Source organism: Candidatus Methylomirabilota bacterium, assembly GCA_035709005.1.
Classification (GTDB): Bacteria; Methylomirabilota; Methylomirabilia; order Rokubacteriales; family CSP1-6; genus 40CM-4-69-5.
The window spans coordinates 18,883-36,053 of record DASTFB010000056.1; the positions used below are offsets into that span (position 1 = coordinate 18,883).

Annotated in this window: 14 protein-coding genes and 1 pseudogene; 2 read left to right on the top strand and 13 right to left on the bottom strand. The window is 69.6% G+C overall.

Going from position 1 to position 17,171, the window contains the following annotated elements; translation table 11 throughout:
• Positions 1 to 30: 30 nt before the first annotated feature.
• Positions 31 to 1,194, top strand: coding sequence for an MFS transporter (locus VFR64_08865; protein HET9489848.1), 1,164 nt, complete (start codon positions 31 to 33; stop codon positions 1,192 to 1,194).
• On the opposite strand, the gene VFR64_08870 is transcribed toward VFR64_08865, so the two are convergent.
• The 13 genes and pseudogenes from VFR64_08870 to VFR64_08930 form a co-directional block, all read right to left on the bottom strand.
• Entirely contained in the window at positions 1,195 to 3,486 is a 2,292-nt protein-coding gene (locus tag VFR64_08870; protein HET9489849.1) for a GspE/PulE family protein, read from the bottom strand. It abuts the gene before it with no gap.
• Positions 3,487 to 3,663: 177 nt separating this feature from the next.
• A complete protein-coding gene (locus VFR64_08875) occupies positions 3,664 to 5,346 on the bottom strand; it encodes a methylmalonyl-CoA mutase family protein (GenBank protein HET9489850.1) in 1,683 nt (560 codons plus the stop codon).
• Entirely contained in the window at positions 5,339 to 6,784 is a 1,446-nt protein-coding gene (locus VFR64_08880; protein HET9489851.1) for an AMP-binding protein, read from the bottom strand. The genes VFR64_08875 and VFR64_08880 overlap by 8 nt, the downstream gene beginning before the upstream one ends.
• The gene (locus VFR64_08885) at positions 6,781 to 7,191 is read right to left on the bottom strand and encodes a cobalamin B12-binding domain-containing protein (GenBank protein ID HET9489852.1); all 411 of its coding nucleotides are present in this window, start codon (positions 7,189 to 7,191) and stop codon (positions 6,781 to 6,783) included. Before VFR64_08885 ends, VFR64_08880 begins: the two co-directional genes overlap by 4 nt.
• Before the next feature lie 233 nt (positions 7,192 to 7,424).
• Positions 7,425 to 8,147, bottom strand: a complete 723-nt coding sequence (locus VFR64_08890) for a transporter substrate-binding domain-containing protein (protein HET9489853.1) — start codon at positions 8,145 to 8,147, stop codon at positions 7,425 to 7,427.
• A 264-nt stretch (positions 8,148 to 8,411) separates the two neighbouring features.
• Positions 8,412 to 9,311 carry a hypothetical protein gene (locus VFR64_08895; protein ID HET9489854.1) on the bottom strand — a complete coding sequence of 300 codons (900 nt, stop codon included), beginning with the start codon at positions 9,309 to 9,311 and terminating at the stop codon, positions 8,412 to 8,414.
• 224 nt (positions 9,312 to 9,535) lie between these two features.
• Positions 9,536 to 9,913, bottom strand: coding sequence for a DUF393 domain-containing protein (locus VFR64_08900; protein HET9489855.1), 378 nt, complete (start codon positions 9,911 to 9,913; stop codon positions 9,536 to 9,538).
• On the bottom strand, positions 9,892 to 10,092 hold the full coding sequence (locus VFR64_08905) for a hypothetical protein (protein ID HET9489856.1): 201 nt from the start codon (positions 10,090 to 10,092) through the stop codon (positions 9,892 to 9,894). Before VFR64_08905 ends, VFR64_08900 begins: the two co-directional genes overlap by 22 nt.
• A 7-nt stretch (positions 10,093 to 10,099) precedes the next feature.
• The gene (locus tag VFR64_08910) at positions 10,100 to 11,476 is read right to left on the bottom strand and encodes an aspartate aminotransferase family protein (GenBank protein ID HET9489857.1); all 1,377 of its coding nucleotides are present in this window, start codon (positions 11,474 to 11,476) and stop codon (positions 10,100 to 10,102) included.
• 496 nt (positions 11,477 to 11,972) lie between these two features.
• A pseudogene (locus VFR64_08915) lies at positions 11,973 to 12,191 on the bottom strand (thioredoxin family protein).
• A gap of 12 nt (positions 12,192 to 12,203) precedes the next feature.
• On the bottom strand, positions 12,204 to 12,632 hold the full coding sequence (locus tag VFR64_08920; GenBank protein ID HET9489858.1) for a hypothetical protein: 429 nt from the start codon (positions 12,630 to 12,632) through the stop codon (positions 12,204 to 12,206).
• A gap of 7 nt (positions 12,633 to 12,639) precedes the next feature.
• On the bottom strand, positions 12,640 to 14,112 hold the full coding sequence (locus tag VFR64_08925) for a thiamine pyrophosphate-binding protein (GenBank protein HET9489859.1): 1,473 nt from the start codon (positions 14,110 to 14,112) through the stop codon (positions 12,640 to 12,642).
• A complete protein-coding gene (locus tag VFR64_08930) occupies positions 14,109 to 15,278 on the bottom strand; it encodes a pyridoxal phosphate-dependent aminotransferase (protein HET9489860.1) in 1,170 nt (389 codons plus the stop codon). The genes VFR64_08925 and VFR64_08930 overlap by 4 nt, the downstream gene beginning before the upstream one ends.
• A 379-nt stretch (positions 15,279 to 15,657) precedes the next feature.
• Here VFR64_08930 and VFR64_08935 point away from each other — a divergent pair.
• The coding region (locus VFR64_08935; protein HET9489861.1) for a glycosyltransferase family 2 protein at positions 15,658 to 17,171 on the top strand (1,514 nt) is incomplete at its 3' end.

A 17,171-nucleotide genomic window follows, 5' to 3' on the forward strand; every position in this document is an offset into this window, starting at 1 on the left:
CAACCTGGCGAGGGGGCCGAGAGGCCACGAATGAGCGCCATCGTCATGACCTCCCCCACCGGCGTCGTCTTCGCCGCGAAGACGACCCGCACCTTCTGCTACGGCTTCCTCGGCATCCTGCTGCCCGTCTATCTGGCCGAGCTCGGCGTGAGCGCCGCCGGCGTGGGCGTGGCGGTGACGCTCACGCTCGCCGCCAGCGCCGTGCTCACCTGGGCGGTCCGCCGCCCGGCGGAGCGCCACGGCGCCCGCGCGGCGCTGCTCGGCCTGGCCGTCCTCACCCTGGCCGGGGCGCTGCTGCTGCTCAGCTCGCGTCATCCCTGGCTCGTGGTGCTGGGGGCCATGCTCGGCAACGTCGCCGTCGGCAGCGGCGAGACGGGCCCGTTTCTCACCATCGAGCAGGTGGTGATCGCCCGCGCGGTCACCGGCCAGCGACGCACGACGGTGTTCAGCCTCTACAACCTCATCGGCTACGGCGCTGCGGGGCTCGGCGCCGCAGTGGCCGGACTCCCCGGGGACCATCGGACCCTGTTCGTGCTGTTCCTGGCGGGGGCGATCGTCCAGCTCGCCCTGTACCGGCGGCTGCCCCGGGCGCGCTCGGTCCCCGAGGTCCGGGTGGCCGTCCCCCGAACGTCCGCTCCCCTCATCAGACGCATGGCCCTGCTGTTCGCTGTGGACTCCTTCGCCGGCGGGTTCGTGCTGCAGTCGCTCATCGCGTACTTCCTGCACACGCGGTTCGGCCTCGATCTGGCCGGCCTGGGCCTGGTCTTCCTGACCGCTCAGCTCCTCACGGCGGCCTCGCTGCTGGTGGCCGCCCCGATGGCTCGCCGCTTCGGACTCTTGCCGACCATGGTCGTCTCGCATCTCGTCTCCAACGTCCTGCTGATCGCCATCGCCGCCGCCCCCAGCGCGGGCGCGGCCATCGCGCTGCTGCTCGGCCGCCAGCTGCTCTCGCAGATCGACGTGCCGACCCGCCAGGCCTACGTGATGGCGGTGGTGGAAGACCACGAGCGCGAGGCCGCGGCGAGCCTGACCACCGTGACCCGGACCGTGGCCCAGGCGGTCTCCCCCGCCCTCACGGGGTGGACGATGCAGACGCTCGCCCTGGGGGCGCCGTTCGTGCTGGGGGGCGGGCTGAAGATGCTCTACGACGTGCTGCTCTACGTCACCTTCAAGGACGTCCGGCTCAAGTCCTGACTACTTGATGGCGACGGCTTTGACCTGGCGGAAGTCGGTGAGGCCGGCCAGCGACTTCAAGATGCCGTCCTGGACGAGCGTGCCCATCCCTTCGCTCTTGGCCTGCTTGAAGATCTCGGCCGTGCGGGCCTTGACCTGGATCATGCGCTTGATCTCCTCGCTGGCGATGAGGAGCTCGTGGATGCCGGCCCGGCCCCGGTAGCCGGTGTTGTTGCACTGGGAGCAGCCCCGGCCCCGGTTGAGGGTGAAGCGGTCGTCGTAGCGATGGCCGAGGGCTTCGAACTCTTCCTTGCCGAACGCCTGGCTCAAGGCCTCGAACTCGGCCCGATCGGGGTGATAGCGCTCCTTGCAGTTGTCGCAGATGCGCTTGACCAGCCGCTGGGCGGCCACGCCGAGCAGCGCGTCAGCGAAGTTGAAGGAGTCGAGCCCCATGTCCAGCAAGCGCACGACGGTCTCCACGGCGCTGTTGGTGTGCAGGGTGCTGCACACCAGGTGGCCGGTGAGCGAGGCCTCGATGCCGGTCTCGGCGGTCTCCTGGTCGCGCATCTCGCCCACCATGATCACGTCGGGGTCGGCGCGCAGGAAGGAGCGCATGGCCGCGGCGAACGTGTAGCCGATCTTGGGATTGACCTGCACCTGGCGCAGGCCCCACTGCGTGATCTCCACGGGATCCTCGGCGGTCCAGATCTTGCGGTCGGGCCGGTTGATGAAGCCCAGCACCGAGTGCAGGGTGGTGGTCTTGCCGGAGCCGGTCGGCCCCACCACCAAGATGAGCCCGTAGGGCTTCTCGGCGATGGTCTTGAGCTCGCGCAGGTTGCGATCGGTCATGCCCAGCTTGTCGATGGGGATGGGCTCGTTGGAGGCCAGGATGCGCATGACCACGTCCTCGTTGCCGCCGGCCGTGGGCACGGTGGCCACGCGCAGCTCGATGTCGCGGTTGTCGGGCAGCCGGAACTTGATCTTGCCGTCCTGGGGCTTCCGGCGCTCGGCGATGTCGAGCTGGGCCATGATCTTGATGCGGGCCACGATGGCCCGCCGATAGGTTCCGGGCACGCGCTGGTACTCCATGCACGAGCCGTCGACGCGGATGCGGATCACGGTATCGCGCTGCCCGCCGTAAGGCTCGATGTGGATGTCGGAGGCCCGGGCCCGGTAGGCGTCCACCACCAGCTGGTTGGCCAGCCGGATGATGGCGCTGTCGTTCTCGTCGATATCGATGCCGGTAGGGATCTCGTCGCGGTCGGTCCCCTCGTCGGCCTTGAGATCGCCCAGGATGTCACCGAGGGAGCCCCGGGGCGTGAGGTCGCCGCTGGCCGCGCCCAGGAACATGAGGATGTCCTGGCGCAGCCCCACCGCCAGGTTGATCTTTTGCCGGGGCAGCAGCTGGTGGATGGTGTCGATCTTCTGGATGTCCTGGGGATTGTCGACGAGGACGGTCAGCCCCCGATCGTCGCGCCGCAGCGGAAGCCACAGCGCCTTCTTGAGGTACTCGAGCTTGAGGTCCCGCATGAGGTCAAGCGGCGGGATGATCTTGTCGTCGTACTCGATGAACGGACACCGATAGAACTGGCTCAGGGCCACGCCCAGCTCGCTCTTCGGGATCTTGCACTGCTCGAGGAGGACGGTCTCCACGTCGATCTGGCGGCGCCGGGCTTCCGTGTTGGCCTGGTTCAGCTCCTCCGGGGTGATGAGTCGCTGGCTGAGCAGGTAATCGAACTTGCCCCCGCGCTTCTGGGCCAGCTGGATGTGCGTGTGCAGCGCGACGCCCAGGGTCTTGGCGATGCGGACGAGGCCGCTCTCGTCCTCGCGGGTGAACCGCGGCCCCCGCTTCTTGTTGATGAGCTGCATCACACCCACCACGCGGTTGTCGTGCATGACCGGGATGGCCAGGACCTGTTTGGTCCGGAAGCCGGTCTTGGCGTCCCAGCTGCTGTCGAAGGTCAGCGAGGGGGCCAGCCGGGTGAGCTCGTTCTTGTCGTAGGCATCCGCGATGTTCAGCGGGGTCCGCGAAGAAGCCACGAAGCCGGCGATGCTCTTCTCGTTGATGGGGACCCGGATCTCCAGCACCTCGCTGATGGGGCCGGAGACCAACCGGGAGTACAGCTCCCGCTTGTCGGGATCGACGGCGAGGACCGTCAACCGCTCGCCGTCGGTGGCGCCCAGAATCTCCGCTTGCAGCTCGAGGAAGATGTCGTCGAGGCTCTTGACGCCGTTGATCCGATCGACGAGCGCGATGAGCTTCTGCTCGTAGGCGAGCCGCTGTTGCAGCGCGGACATGCTCTCGGGAGCCACAGCGAATTCAGCATAGCAGACGGTCGGGACAAAGCCGCCACAGCGGCGGGTTCCGAACCGCTAGTGCAGATGAACTAGCCGCCTTCGAGCGCCGGCTTTGCCGGCGCAATCCTGGGGGAGGCCTCGGAGGGGGCCGTCGCGCCCAACCGGCGCGCCTGTGTGTCGCCCCTCCGATTTTTAAAACGCCGGGCGCTCCACGTAGCTGCCCCACACCGCGCGCAGGGCGGCGACGATCTCGCCCAGTGACGCGCGGGCCCGCACCAGCTCGATGGTGATCGGCATCAGATTGACGTCCGGGCTCTGCGCCTCGGCTCGCAACCGGTCGAGCAAGGCGGCCACGCGCCGGCCGTCGCGGCGCGCCCGCACGGCCCGGAGGCTCGCCACCTGGCGCGCCTCGACCTCGGGGTCGACGCGATGAATCTCGAAGCTCGCCGCCTGCGGGGGCTCCACGTAGCGGTTGACGCCGACGACCACGCGCTCGCCGGAGGCCCGGGCCCGGGCCTCCTCCCAGGCCGAGTCGGCGATCTCGCGCTGGAAGTATCCGTCCTCCAGGGCCTTCACCGTCCCGCCGAGGGCGTCCACCTTGGCCAGGATCGCGAACACCGCCGTCTCGAACCGGTTGGTCAGCGCCTCCACGTAATACGAGCCGCCGAGGGGGTCCACCACGTCGGGAATCCGGGTCTCCTCGGCCAGGATCTGCTGGGTGCGCAGGGCGACCTTCATGGCCAGCTCGGAGGGGATGGCGTAGGCCTCGTCGAGCCCGTTGGTGTGCAGGGACTGGGCGCCTCCCAGCACCGCCGACAGCGCCTGGAGCGCCGTGCGCACGACATTGTTGAGGGGCTGGGCCTTGGTCAGCGTGGCGGCCGCCGTCTGGCAGTGGAAGCGCAGGCGCATCGATTCCGGCCGGGCGGCACCGAAGCGTTCCTTCATGAGGCGGGCCCAGATGCGACGGGCCGCGCGGAACTTCGCGACCTCCTCGAAGAAGTCGGCCTGGGCCACGAAATAGAAGGCCAGCCGGGGCGCGAAGGCGTCGACGGGCACACCGGCCCGGGTGACCTCCTCCACGTAGGCGATGGCGTTGGCCATCGTGAAGGCCACCTCCTGGACCGAGGTCGCTCCCGCCTCCGAGATGTGATAGCCGCTGATGTTGATGGGGTTGTAGCGGGCCATGCGCTGGGCGCAGAACACGATCATGTCCCGGACCAGCCGCAAGGAGGGGCGGATGGGGAAGATCCACTCCTTCTGCGCCATGTACTCCTTGAGGATGTCCGTCTGGCAGGTCCCCGACAGCGCGTGAAGGTCGTGGCCGCGCTCCTCGGCCAGCGCCACGTACATGGCCAGGAGGATCCAGGCCGCGGGGTTGATGGTCATGGACACCGAGATCCGCTCGAGGTCGACCCCGTCGAACAGCGCGGCCATGTCCTCGATGGTGTCGACGGCCACGCCCTCCCGACCCACCTCGCCCAGGGCCCGGGGGTCGTCGGAGTCGTAGCCCATCAGGGTCGGCATGTCGAAGTCGACCGAGAGCCCGGTCTGCCCCTGGGCGATCAGGTAGTGAAAGCGCTGGTTGGTGTCGCTGCCGGTGCCGTAGCCCGCGATCTGGCGCATCGTCCACAGTCGTCCCCGGTACATCGTGGGGTAGGGGCCGCGGGTGTAGGGATACTGGCCGGGTAGACCGATCGCCTCCCACGTCGTGTCGGCGATGTCCTCCGGCGTGTAGACGCGCTGTCGCGGCAGGCCGGACGCGGATCGCCGGTCCGGCCGGGCCTCCGGCTGTCGAGCCAGGAACTCCTCGAGCTCCCGGGCTTCCCACGCGCGGCGCGCCGCCGCCGCCTGCTCGAGCGTCGTCGGATCAAACATGTGTGGTCCCTCGTCGGTAGAGGTCGCGGTCGTCGATCACGCGCCGGGCCTTGAACTCCGTCCGGGGCAGCATCCCCGCCGGGAGCAGCTCCACCACCGGACGAACGCCCAGCCGGGCCCGCAGCCGCTCCGTCATCGCGGCGCGCAACCGCTCCTGGGCAGCCGGCGCGCCGTGGCTGGCGGCGTACTCGGCGCGGACGAGCAGCTCGTCCATGGTCTCCCGGCGGGACACGATGACCCTGAACTCGCCGCCGAAGCCCTCGATGGCCCGCAGCGTGTCCTCGATAGCGCTCGGGTAGATGTTCTCGCCGCGGACGATGATCATATCGTCCAGGCGACCGTAGAGGCCATGGGGCAGCCTCGGGTAGGTGCGGCCGCACGGGCACGGCGCGTCGCTCCAGCGGGCGCGATCGCCGGACACGAGCCGGATCATCGGCTGCGAGGTGCGCTCGAGGTGCGTGTACACCGGCGTGCCCTCCTCGCCGAAGGGCACGGGCTGGAAGCGCGCGGGATCGCAGACCTGCGTGTACACGAGATCCTGCCAGAGATGCATGCCCGTCCGGTGCCGGCACTCGCCGTTCGTCATCCACGGCGTCATCTCCGCCATCGAGCCCATGTCGATGCAGGCAGCCCCGAACGCCTCCTCGATCTGCCGCTTGGTAGCGGGGATCCCGGCGCCCGGCTCCCCGGAGAAGAGCAGGACGCGCAGGCCGAGTTGCCGGGGATCGATGCCCTCGCGGCGCGCCGTTTCCGCCAAATGCAGCGCGTAGGAGGGCGTGGCGTAGAGGGCGGTGGGACGGAGGTCGCGGGCCCAGGCCACCGCCATCAGCGTCTGCCCCGCCACGCCGGCGCCGAAGGGGAACATGGTGGCCCCCAGCCGCTCGCCGCCCTCGAGGGCCCCCCACGAGCCCAGGTAGAGGCTGAAGAACGAGCAGATCATGAACCGGTCGTGCGGGCGCACCCCGGCGCCCCAGAGGATGCGGGCGTGGGCCTCGCCGATCCGTTCCCAGTCGTCGCGGCCGATGCCGAACACGGTGGGCCGGCCCGTGGTGCCGCTGGTCCCGTGGATGCGGGCCACGTCGCGAGGCTCGATGCACAGATAGTCGCCGAAGGGCGCCGCCGCAGCCTGGGCCGCGCGCAGCTCCTCTTTCTGCACCACGGGAAATCGCGCGAGGTCTGCCAGCTCCTCGAGGGTCTCGGGCGAGACCCCGGCTTCAGTCCACTTGCGGCGGTAGAAGGCGCTGCGCTCCCACGCCCACTGCACCTGCCGCCGGAGCTTGGCCAGAATCAGCGCGTCCCGCTCGGGCGGATCCGCGCACTCGATCTCGGGCAGCCAGTATTCGGCGTCGGGAGCCGGCCGGTAGCCTGGATCGTAGCGGGGCGGCCAGCGGGTGAGGTCGACGCCCCGCGTGCGGGCGATCGCGGCCAGGTCGATCATCGGGCCAAGCGCGAGCGCGCCGCCGCCCGGACCCGGCGCACGACGTCGTCGGGTGGCGTGTCCTGGAGGACGACGTCGCGCACGCCCCGGGCGAGGAGGCCGGGCACCTCCTCGTCGGGGATGACCCCGCCCAGCACGACCGCGATATCCTGAGCGTGGGCCTCGCGCAGGAGATCGAGGATGCACGGCACCAGCGTCGCGTGAGCGCCCGAGAGCAGGCTCACGCCCAGCACGTCGACGTCTTCCTGCACGGCGGCGGCCACGACCTCCTCCGGCGTGCGGTGCAGCCCCGTGTAGATGACGTCCAGGCCGGCGTCGCGCAGACAGCGCGCCACCAGGCGGGCGCCCCGGTCATGGCCGTCCAGGCCCACCTTGGCGATCAACACCCGCGGCCGATGCTCGGGCATCGGCCGCTATTGTAGTCCCGAGCGCGGGGGGCCGGCGACGGCCAGGACATGAAGATGGAGGGGGGCACTGGACGCGCCCCCCTCCAAACCACCCCCACTCAGCCGGGGGGTGACGACCGTCGGAGCGGTAGCCCCGAGGCTGTGAGGGCGGCGCCCTGATCCTCTAGTGCCTAGGCACGGAGGGTCTCGGGCCTTCTTCTCTGCATCGTGAGCCGGCCCAGCTCAATGTCCCCTTACAATCCGTAGGCCGCGAGAATGCGCGTGAGTGTCCCGTCTCGCTGCATCGCGGCGTAGGCCGCTCGCCATTGCTCGAGATTGAGCCCGGGCGTGTTTTTCGATGCGGCGATATAGACCGGGGCGGAATCGAGTTTCAGCCCGAACGCTGGTGCACCAGGCAGCCCAAGCTCCATCCAGTTGAATGCGACTTCGGGCACCGGTGCATACCAGGCATCGATCCTAGCCTCGTGCAACGCGCGCGCGTTCTCGGCCGACGACTTGACGATCACGAGGTTCGTGTAGCCCCGGCGCTGGAGGTCCTTGACCATCGGTGAGCCGTCGCGCACGCCGATGCCCTTGAGGGTGCGCGCAGCGCCGTCGGTCTCGACCTTGGGCCTGCCCGGTGCGGTTGCGAAGGCGACATCCATATCGAGGATCTTCTGGACCCACTGATAGTGCGGCTCGCGGGCGGCGGTGCGGGCAAGGGGAAAGATGAGAGTATCGGGACGGGACTTAGCTTCTTCCTGGGAGTCTGGCCAACTCTTGCCGTAGATCACAGCGATTTCCGTCCCCAGGCGCTTGGCGATTTCAGACACGATGTCGCGGACGAATCCGGCGCGCGGACCTTGCTCGATGGAGAACGGCGGAATGTTGCTCGTGAGCGCGTCGGCGGCGAACGAGGATGTTGTTGCGCAGAAGAATGTTGCGGCGGCGAATACAACGAAGACACGGTGGATCATGGCGATATCCCTCCTCATCGGTGTTGACCGACGATCGCCAGATGCCCCACGGTCCGACCGGCAGCCAGGCCGTCGCCGGCGGCGCCCAGTCGCAGTCACGCCACGACGTCCGAGGTTGGACCGTGTCTCCATCTGGTTCAATGATCCACTCGCATCATTTTGGTGGAGCCCTCGGATGACCGACTCGACGCGCCCCCCACTCACCCAGGGCGTGACGGCCGTCGGAGCGGTAGCGCCGCGGCTGTGAGGCGGCGGCGAGGTCCCCTAGTAGGTCATGGACACGCCGAGGGTGGCGATGACCTCCGAGCTGTCCCCGTTGTTGACGGCCTCCAGGTTGTCGCCCAGTCGCATGTAGGTGAGGGCGCCCTTGAGCTGCCAGGCGCCGAACCCGGCCGGGACGAACTTGAGCGGGACGCCCGCCGCCAGACCCGCGCTGAAGTACCCGAAGGTGTCGTCGTCGCCGCCGACGCCCACGCGCTCGTAGTAATCACTCACGCTCAGCCCGAGCACGATCGGCACGGACAGCGTGACCGGGTAGGCCCCGTTGGCGTTGAACGTGTAGCCGGGGCTCACGCCGAGCTGCAGATAGACGCCTTCGTCGAGGCCGCCGTCGGCCTGGCCGTCCGTCTCGAAGGCGAGCAGCACGCTCGGGTTCAGCGCGAACGGGCCGAGAAGCTTGCTGTCGTTGTAGGCGAGGCCGAGGGCGATCTCCTCCACGGTCGTGAAGAAGCCGTTGGGACTCATGTAGGCCGTGTAGGTCACGGCCGCGGTGAAATCCTCGAACAGGGTCGCGCCCAGCCTGGCGTAGAAGTCGCTCTCGTACCAGATGCGCGGATCGCCGTTGGGGCCGCCAGTGCCCGTGGGACCGCCGTGCAGGCTGTTCCAGAGCCCGAGCGTGAGACCGACATTGGTGAGGGGCCCCTGGCCCTCCAGCAGCTTGAAGGTCACGTCGCCGTAAGGCTGCAGGATGAAGTCCTGATCCTCCTGCAGGATCCCGCGGAAGAAGTAGTGCGTCGTCCAGTCCATGCCCATGCTGAGCGACACGCGGCCCGTGTTGGGCCCCTTGTCCTGGGCCCTCGCCGCGGCCACGCCCGTCAGCACGACCACCGCCGCCGCCAGCGTGGCGACACCCGCCCGCTGCCACCCCTGTCTCAGTCCTCTCATCGTTCGCTGTCCTCCTCGTTCCGTTGCGCTCGTGCGTCGCGCACGACGCGCGCACGCGCTTGACCGGCACGGGGCTCAGGAGCAAGCGGCGTGCCGGAGGTGCACCGAGCGTTTCGTCAACGGCAATTACGACTTGGGACAGCGCCTGACCGGCGCCGCTGCCGCCGGCGCGGGCAGCCGGCTCGGCCGTGCTCAATCAGCGGGCAGCGGCGGGCGGGGGCCGCTCAGGAGCGGCGGGGAAGGCGACAGCTGAGCTTCATGCGATTGGCGGCGATCCAGGCGTAGGCCCGGCGCGCCAGCGGCCGCGCTCCCGGCAGGTCGAAGGCGTGCCGCAGCCACCGCCATCGCGGCATGCGGGCGAGCAGCTCGGGAACGGCATCGGCGCCGCTCAGGACACGGCCATCGGGCAGGACGAGCTGCATCGCGGTCAGACAGGCGGCCTCGTCGATCGCAGGGAACCGCGCGCGACGCGCCGGAGAGCGGCAGGGCAAGATCTCGAGCTCGTCGGCGCCGCTGCCGAGCGCGCGCCGCATCAGCCACAGCGCGCTCGCTCGGCACATGGCGCAGTCGCCATCGTAGATCAGGACGGCGGGGGCCCCCATCCGCGCAGGCTGCGGTAGTAGAGGAGCAGGCCGACGGCCACCGCCGCCGCCACCACCGACTGCAGCAGGTCGGAGGCCGGCCCGCCGGCGACATAGTGCCGGACCCGCCAGCCGGCATAGAAGAGGAAGAACGCGATACCGGATCCGATGAGGATCCGGTGCGCGGTGATCAGACGCACACCGCGCCTACACGCCGAGGACGGCCTTGACGGCGTCGCGGGTGACGCTGACGGTCCGGTCGACCTCGGCGGCGGTCACCACCAGCGGCGGAGCGAAGAAGATGGTGTCGCCCGGGCCGCCCGGGGACTGCACCCGCACGCGGCTGACCAGGCCGCGCTTCATCATCTCGGCTTGCACGCGCGGCCCCACCTTCTGGTCGGCGGGCAGGTGGGCCTTCGTCGCTCGATCGGCCACGAGCTCCACGGCCGCCAGCAAGCCCTTGCCGCCCCGGACGTCGCCGACGTTAGGATGGTCGGCGAAGGCCTGCTGCAGTCCCTGATGCAGGCGCGTGCCCATCCGGGCTGCGTTCTCCCACAGCCGCTCGCGCTCCATGATCTCGATGTTCTTGAGGGCCACCGCGCAGCACGTCGGATGCCCGGAGTAGGTGAAGGCGTGCATCCACCGATCCTCCGGCTTCACGCCGTCCATGGCGTCCTTGATCTCCCGGCTCACGATGATGCCGCCCAGCGGCAGGTACCCGGACGTCACGCCCTTGGCGAACGACACCATGTCGGGCAGCACGTTCCAGTGGCCCATGGCGAACCAGCGGCCCGTCCGGCAGAACCCGGTGATCACCTCATCGGCGATGAACAGCACCTGGTGGCGCGTGCAGACCTCGCGCACCCGCGGGAAGTAGTCGTCGGTCGGATAGATGACGCCCCCGCCGCCGTGGATCGGCTCGGCGATGAAGGCCGCCACCGTGTCCGGACCCTCCCGCAGAATCGTCTCCTCCAGCTCGCGGGCCGCCGCCTGGCCGACCGTCTCGCCGGGGCGAGCGCCCTGGAACCGATAGGGGTAGCAGGTCTGCACGTGGACGATGCCCGGCACCCGGGGCTCGAACATCTTCCAGTAGGCGGCCATGCCCGTGGCGCTCATCGATTGCAGCGTGACGCCGTGGTACCCGTGGTGGCGCGCGATGATCTTCACCTTCTGCGGCTTGCCCCGCGCCTTCCAGTAGAACCGCGCGGTCTTCATCGCCGACTCGGTGGCCTCCGCGCCCCCCGTGGTGAAGAAGACGGCCTGCATGTTCTCGTAGGCCAGCTCGATCAGCCGCTGCGCGAGGTTGATGGCGGGCAGGTTGGAGGAGCCCACGTAGCCCGTGAAGTAGGCCAGCTCCTTCATCTGCTTGGCCGCGGCGTCGGCCAGCTCGGCGCGGCCGTGGCCGACGTTGACGTTCCAGAGCCCGCTGAGGCCGTCCAGGTACTCGCGACCCCCCAGGTCGAACACGGTCGCGCCCTGGCCCCGTACGTAGATCGTGGGCTCGGCGGCGTCGACCGGGTGGTGCAGCGGGTGGATCAGATGATCCTGGTCGGCTTTGATCAGCTCGGCGGCAGTCATCGCCATCGCTTCCTCCAATCGCCTCCGGGTATGGCGGGTGCGCGGGTCCGTGGGCCGCGGTACCAGTACGCCCAGGCGCGCGCGGGGCGCCCGTCGGCGCCTCTCACCAGCGTGGGACGACGCTCGAAATTGTACCCCTCCTCGCGATCGATCTCGGCGAGAACTTCGACGCGCTCGACCCGATACAGCTCTCCCCGCACCGTCGTCGGCCCCTCGACCAGCCCCGGATAGCTCCCCAATGCCAGCAACCGCCCCCGCACCCGCGCCAACTCCACGAATCTCATCGCCCCGACCAGAAACCCGTGCCGGCTAAGCCCCCGCATGAGGGTGCCATACGCGAACAGCAGCGCCGGCGGCTCGGGGTGGGCGGGGGCTCCGGAAACCCGTTTCCCTGCGACTGTCCTCGCCGTGCCTGTCGATGGACCCGCGGAACGCGACCGCCGCCTCCGCGCTCGTGGTTTCCGGAGCCCCCGCCCACCCCGCGGCGCCGGCGGCTGACGGTTCAGGGTGTGGCGTCGCTCGCGGAAGCCTGAAGCACCGCGCCCAGGAATTCTGCCTCGGGCAGCGCCCCTTCGAACTCCACGCGATCGTTGATGACGACCTTGGGCACCGCCATCACCTGATAGGCCCGGCTGAGGTCGGGGAATTCCGTGGCCTCGATGGCAGTCGAGCGCACGCGCTCCGAGGCGACGGCCATGTGCTGGGCCAGGCGGACCGCCCGGGGGCAGTGAGGTCAGGTGGGCGTCGAGAAGACCTTGATGTCGACGTCCCGGTCCAGACCGGCCAGCGCCGTCTTCGTGGCCTCGGCCAGCGCCGGCTCACCCGTCGACGCCACGATGATGGCGTCGATCAGATTGCCGAACTCGTAGCCGAGGGGCACGCCGTAGAAGCGGATACCGTAATCCCGGGCTCCCTCCACGACGATGGCCGGCACCCGGTCGATACCGTAACTGGCGGCACGCTCGCGGTCGATGGCCAGGTTCAAGACCTCCATCGTGATCTTGTCGCTGAGGGCCGCCACCTCGCGCACGAGCTGCTCGTTCTGGGCACACAGCTCGGCGGCGGCGAGCGACTGCGAGAAGACGGTCAGCTTGACCGGATCCCGGAGCGCCCCGAGCGCTTTGCGAACCTCGGCTTCGTTCTGCGGCGTGAGGATGGCCATGGCCAGATTATACCGGCGAACCGCGTGCCGGTCGGGCCCGGACGCGGATCACCGTGGGTCCCCGGCCGGCCAGGGCGCGGTGCAGGGCCCGCGTGAGCTGCTCCTCGTCGCCCGCCGTCACATCGGGCACGGCGGCCTCGGTCGGCGGTGTTTCGGCCCCGCCGACGCCCAGGTCGATGAGCACCACGGGCAGTTGGTGCCGGCCGGCGGTGGCGATGGCGTCCGGCGCCGCAGCCAGGCCCGCCGCGTCGCTGAAGGCGACGGCGTGGCCGCCCGCTCGCGCCAGTGACGCCGCCACGGCGGCGGCCGGCGCGAACGACTGCCCGGAGTCGCCGGCGCCCACCAGCAGCTCGTTCGGTCCGACGGCCTGCCACCGGGCCGTGACGACCGCGGCGCCGGGTCCTTCGTCGACCGTCGCGACGGTGCCGGCCGGTGTGAGCGCTCTCACCATGTCCACGGCTCGCGATGGCGAGAGCTGCCCGGCCGAGGTTGCGACCCGGCGCGCGCGTTTGAGGCGATCGAGCTCGGCGACATCCCAGTCGGCGCGGGCCTGCCCGCGAACTCGTGGCGCCAGCTCTTCGATGATGAGAGCGAGGTCGCCGGACACCGAGAGCACACCGGCCCGACCGGCGCCGCCATCCGTGGGCCCGCCGAGCGCGAGCCGGGGCAGCCCCGCCGGCCAGCTGATCGCGGTCTCCTCCAGCGGGTCGAGCCCGGCGGTGACGATCAGATCGGCCCGCGCCAGCACGGTCCCGCCCTCGTCGAGCAGCCCGAGCACGAGCGGATGAGGATCGGGCAGGACGCCTTTGCCTCTGAGGGTGACGAGCACCGGCATGGGCAGGGCCTCGGCCAGCGCGCGTAGCCACGGCCCGGCCTGGCCCGACCGGCACCCGAGCCCCACGACGAGCAGGGGTCGCGCCGCCGCCGTGAGAAGCGCGGCAGCTTCATCGAGCACCGCCGGCGCGGGCGGCACGCCGGGCGCGACGACCGCCGGGCGCTCCCCCACCCCGGTGGCCGGGGCGGCGGCGACGTGCGGCGACAGCGCGAGATGCACCGGCCCGCGTGGAGCCTCGATCGTCAGGTCGAGCGCGCTCATCAGGGCGCTGGCGGCCGACTCGCTCGTCGGCTGCAGCGCGGCCTTGAGGTGCGGCGTGAGGACGCTCGAATCGAGGGGGCCCGCGGAGATCACGAGCAGGGACGCGCGGGCCGTCGCGGCGTACCTGACCCCGACGACGGCGGCTGGAGCGTCGGCGGGTGACAGAAGCACCACCCCCGTGGCGGGCCCGAGGTCGCCGGTCACCGCCGCCATCACCGCCGCAGCGGCCGGTGCCTCCGTCTCGACGAGGGCGAGCCCTCGCGCTCGAGCGGAGGCGTCGAACGGCCCGAGGGAGGATGCACCGCCTGCCGTGAAGAGCCGGGTCGCACCCGACGCGACGAGGACGTCAGCGACGACGTCGGCAACACGCCGACTTCGGGTCAACCGGCGAGGCGCTCGAAGATCGGCCGCATCCGCTCCAGCGCGGTGCGCAGGTTGGCCTCGGAGTTGGCGTAGGACAGGCGCAGGTACCCCTCGCCGTACTGGCCGAAAGCCGTCCCCGCCAGTACGGCGACACCCGCCTCGTTCAACAACCGGTCGGCGACCTCTGCGGACGAGCGGCGGGTGCCCGTGATATTGGGGAAGACGTAGAAGGCCCCACGGGGGCGCGCACACTTCACGCCGGGCAGGCGGTTCAGGCCGTCCACCACCAGGTCGCGGCGCCGCTTGAACTCCGCGACCATGCGGGCCGTCGGCGTCTGGTCGCCCTGCAGGGCGGCGATGCCGGCCAGCTGTACGAACGAGGACGTGCAGGAGTTCGAGTTCACCATCAGCCTGGTCACGTGCTCGGCGAGCGGCACCGGCATCACCCCGTAACCCAGGCGCCACCCCGTCATGGCATACGACTTGGAGAACCCGTCGAGCAGGACGGTGAGCTCGCGCATGCCGGGCATGCCCATGATCGACACGAACTCGCCCTCGTAGAGGAACTGCCGGTAGATCTCGTCGGCGAGCACGGGGATGCCGCGGGCGGCGGCCAGCGCCGCGATGCGCTCGATCTGGCTGCGATCGAGCACCCCGCCCGTGGGGTTCTCCGGCGAGTTGATGATGATGAGCCGCGTCCGCGCGGACAGCTTGCGCTCGAAGAGCTCGAGGTCGAAGCCGAAGCCCGTGTCCTCCCGCAGCGGGATGGGCACGGGCACGCCGCCCGCGAAGTTGATGACCGACTCGTAGATGGGAAACCCCGGGTTGGGATAGATGACCTCGTCGCCGGCGCCGGCCAGGGCCAGGATGGTGAAGAACATGATGGGCTTGGCCCCGGGCGTCACCACCACCTCGTCCGGCGAGACCGGCACGCCCCGCGTCTCGGCCACGTGCTTGGCGATGGCTTCCCGGAGCTCGGGCAGCCCGGCCGAGGGCCCGTAGTGCGTCGCGCCCGCGTCCAGGGCTTGCTTGGCGGCTTCCTTGACGTGGGCGGGGGTATCGAAGTCGGGCTCGCCGATCTCGAGGTGAATGATCGACTTGCCCTGGCGCTCCAGGGCCTTGGCGCGGGCCAGGACCTCGAACGCCGATTCCGTGCCGAGTCGGCTCATGCGCTGGGCGAAGTTCATGCCGGGATTATAGGGTATCTTCACGTGAACAGTGGACGTACCGGCGCCAGCCGCTGGTGGGAACTGACCGGCGGGCCGGCCGTCCAGCGCGCAGCCTGCGAGTCCCTCAAAGCCGATGCCTGGGCAACCTTATCCGCCAGCCGCGCGCCGATCCTCCGATCGAGTACCGCGCCCCCTGGCGGTGCGGGCCAGACACGACACGCGCTCATATGATCGCGTCGCCCCGCCGACACTTGGCAGACACTTCCGGCCAGCCTGGCAATCTGCCGAGCGTGGCCGCCCGGCGCGGCCTGGCTCAAACACGCAGATCTTCATCTCTCCGATCCGCGCTTCCCGTCCAACGGTCCTGGCATCGCGTTCGCACCATCGTTCTGCGTTCATGTCCCGCTTCGGGTTCTGCGACGCCCACGGCGCCACGGAGAGCCATGACCGTGTCGATCAGCGCGCTCGTCTGGCATTCGTCCGGCGCGAGATACGCCTCACCATCGCAGGGCTCGTGGTCACGCTTACCGCCGCGGCGTTGACCATCGCCGATATGCTCGGCGTGCTCGCCATTCGCATCGAAGCGCAGGCGTGGGCCGCTACAATCGCTCAGGGCCTGTTCTTTCTCATCGTCGCGGCCCTGATCTATGGCGCGTGCGTGTATCAGCTGGCCCGGATCGGCCAACTCCGACGTCACGCCGCTCACGTGCCCGCCACCGACGAAGACCTGCGTCGGGTCTACCGGGAAGCAGCACCGCCGCTGCTCACCGTGCTGGTTCCCTCCTACATGGAGGAGGCGCGCGTCGTGAGACGCACCCTGCTTTCGGCGGCGCTTCAGGAGTATCCGCGTCGTCGCATCGTGTTGCTCATCGACGACCCTCCCGTTCCTCGAAGTGGTCACGATGCCGAACGCCTTGCCACCGCCCGGGCCCTACCCGGCGAGATCGCCAAGCTTCTGGACGAGCCCGCGAAGCTGTGCGCGGGAGCCTTCGAAGCGTTCCTCGATCGACGGGCCATGGGCCTGCGAGAGGTGGCGACGGAGGGCCTGGCCCTGAGTCGGTTGTATGCCGACGTGGCCAGCTGGTTCGAGCGACAGGCCGATCTCTATGACGTCGCCGATCATACCGATCAGCTTTTCGTGGAAGTGACTCTGCGCGGTCCCGGCCAAGCCTGTCGCGCATACGCCGAGCGTCTACGCGCTTCCGTCGACGCGATCGACGAACCCACTCTTATGGAAGAATACGCGCGTCTCTCCGCATGGTTTCGGCCCGAAATCACCGCCTTCGAGCGCAAGCGCTACGACAACTTGTCGCACGCGCCGAACAAGGCGATGAACCTCAATAGCTACATCGCCCTGCTGGGGCGAAGTTTCCGTGAGGTCCGTCGCGGACACAGGCTGCTTCTCGAACCGGCGGATTCTCGCCCGGCAGATATCGTGGTGCCGCAGAGCGAGTTTCTCCTGATCGTAGACGCCGACAGCCTGCTGACGCCGGACTACGCCTTGCGGCTTATGCATGTCATGCGGACGCCGGGAAACGAGCGAGTGGCCGTTGCCCAGACACCCTACAATGCCTTCCCCGGCGCGCGCAGCCTCGTCGAGCGCATCGCTGGAGCCACCACCGACATCCAGTACCTGACACACCAGGGATTCACGCAGTACGGCGCGACCTATTGGGTGGGGGCCAATGCGATCGTCAGAGTGGCCGCCCTCGCCGACATCGGGATCCGGGACCGGGAGCGCGGATACGAGATCACACGGTTCATCCGGGACGACACGGTCATTGAGGACACCGAATCGACAGTGGATCTGATCGCCCGGGGTTGGCGCCTCTATAACTATCCCGAACGCCTTGCCTACAGTGAGACGCCGCCAGACTTCGGCGCCCTGCTCATCCAGCGGCGCCGCTGGGC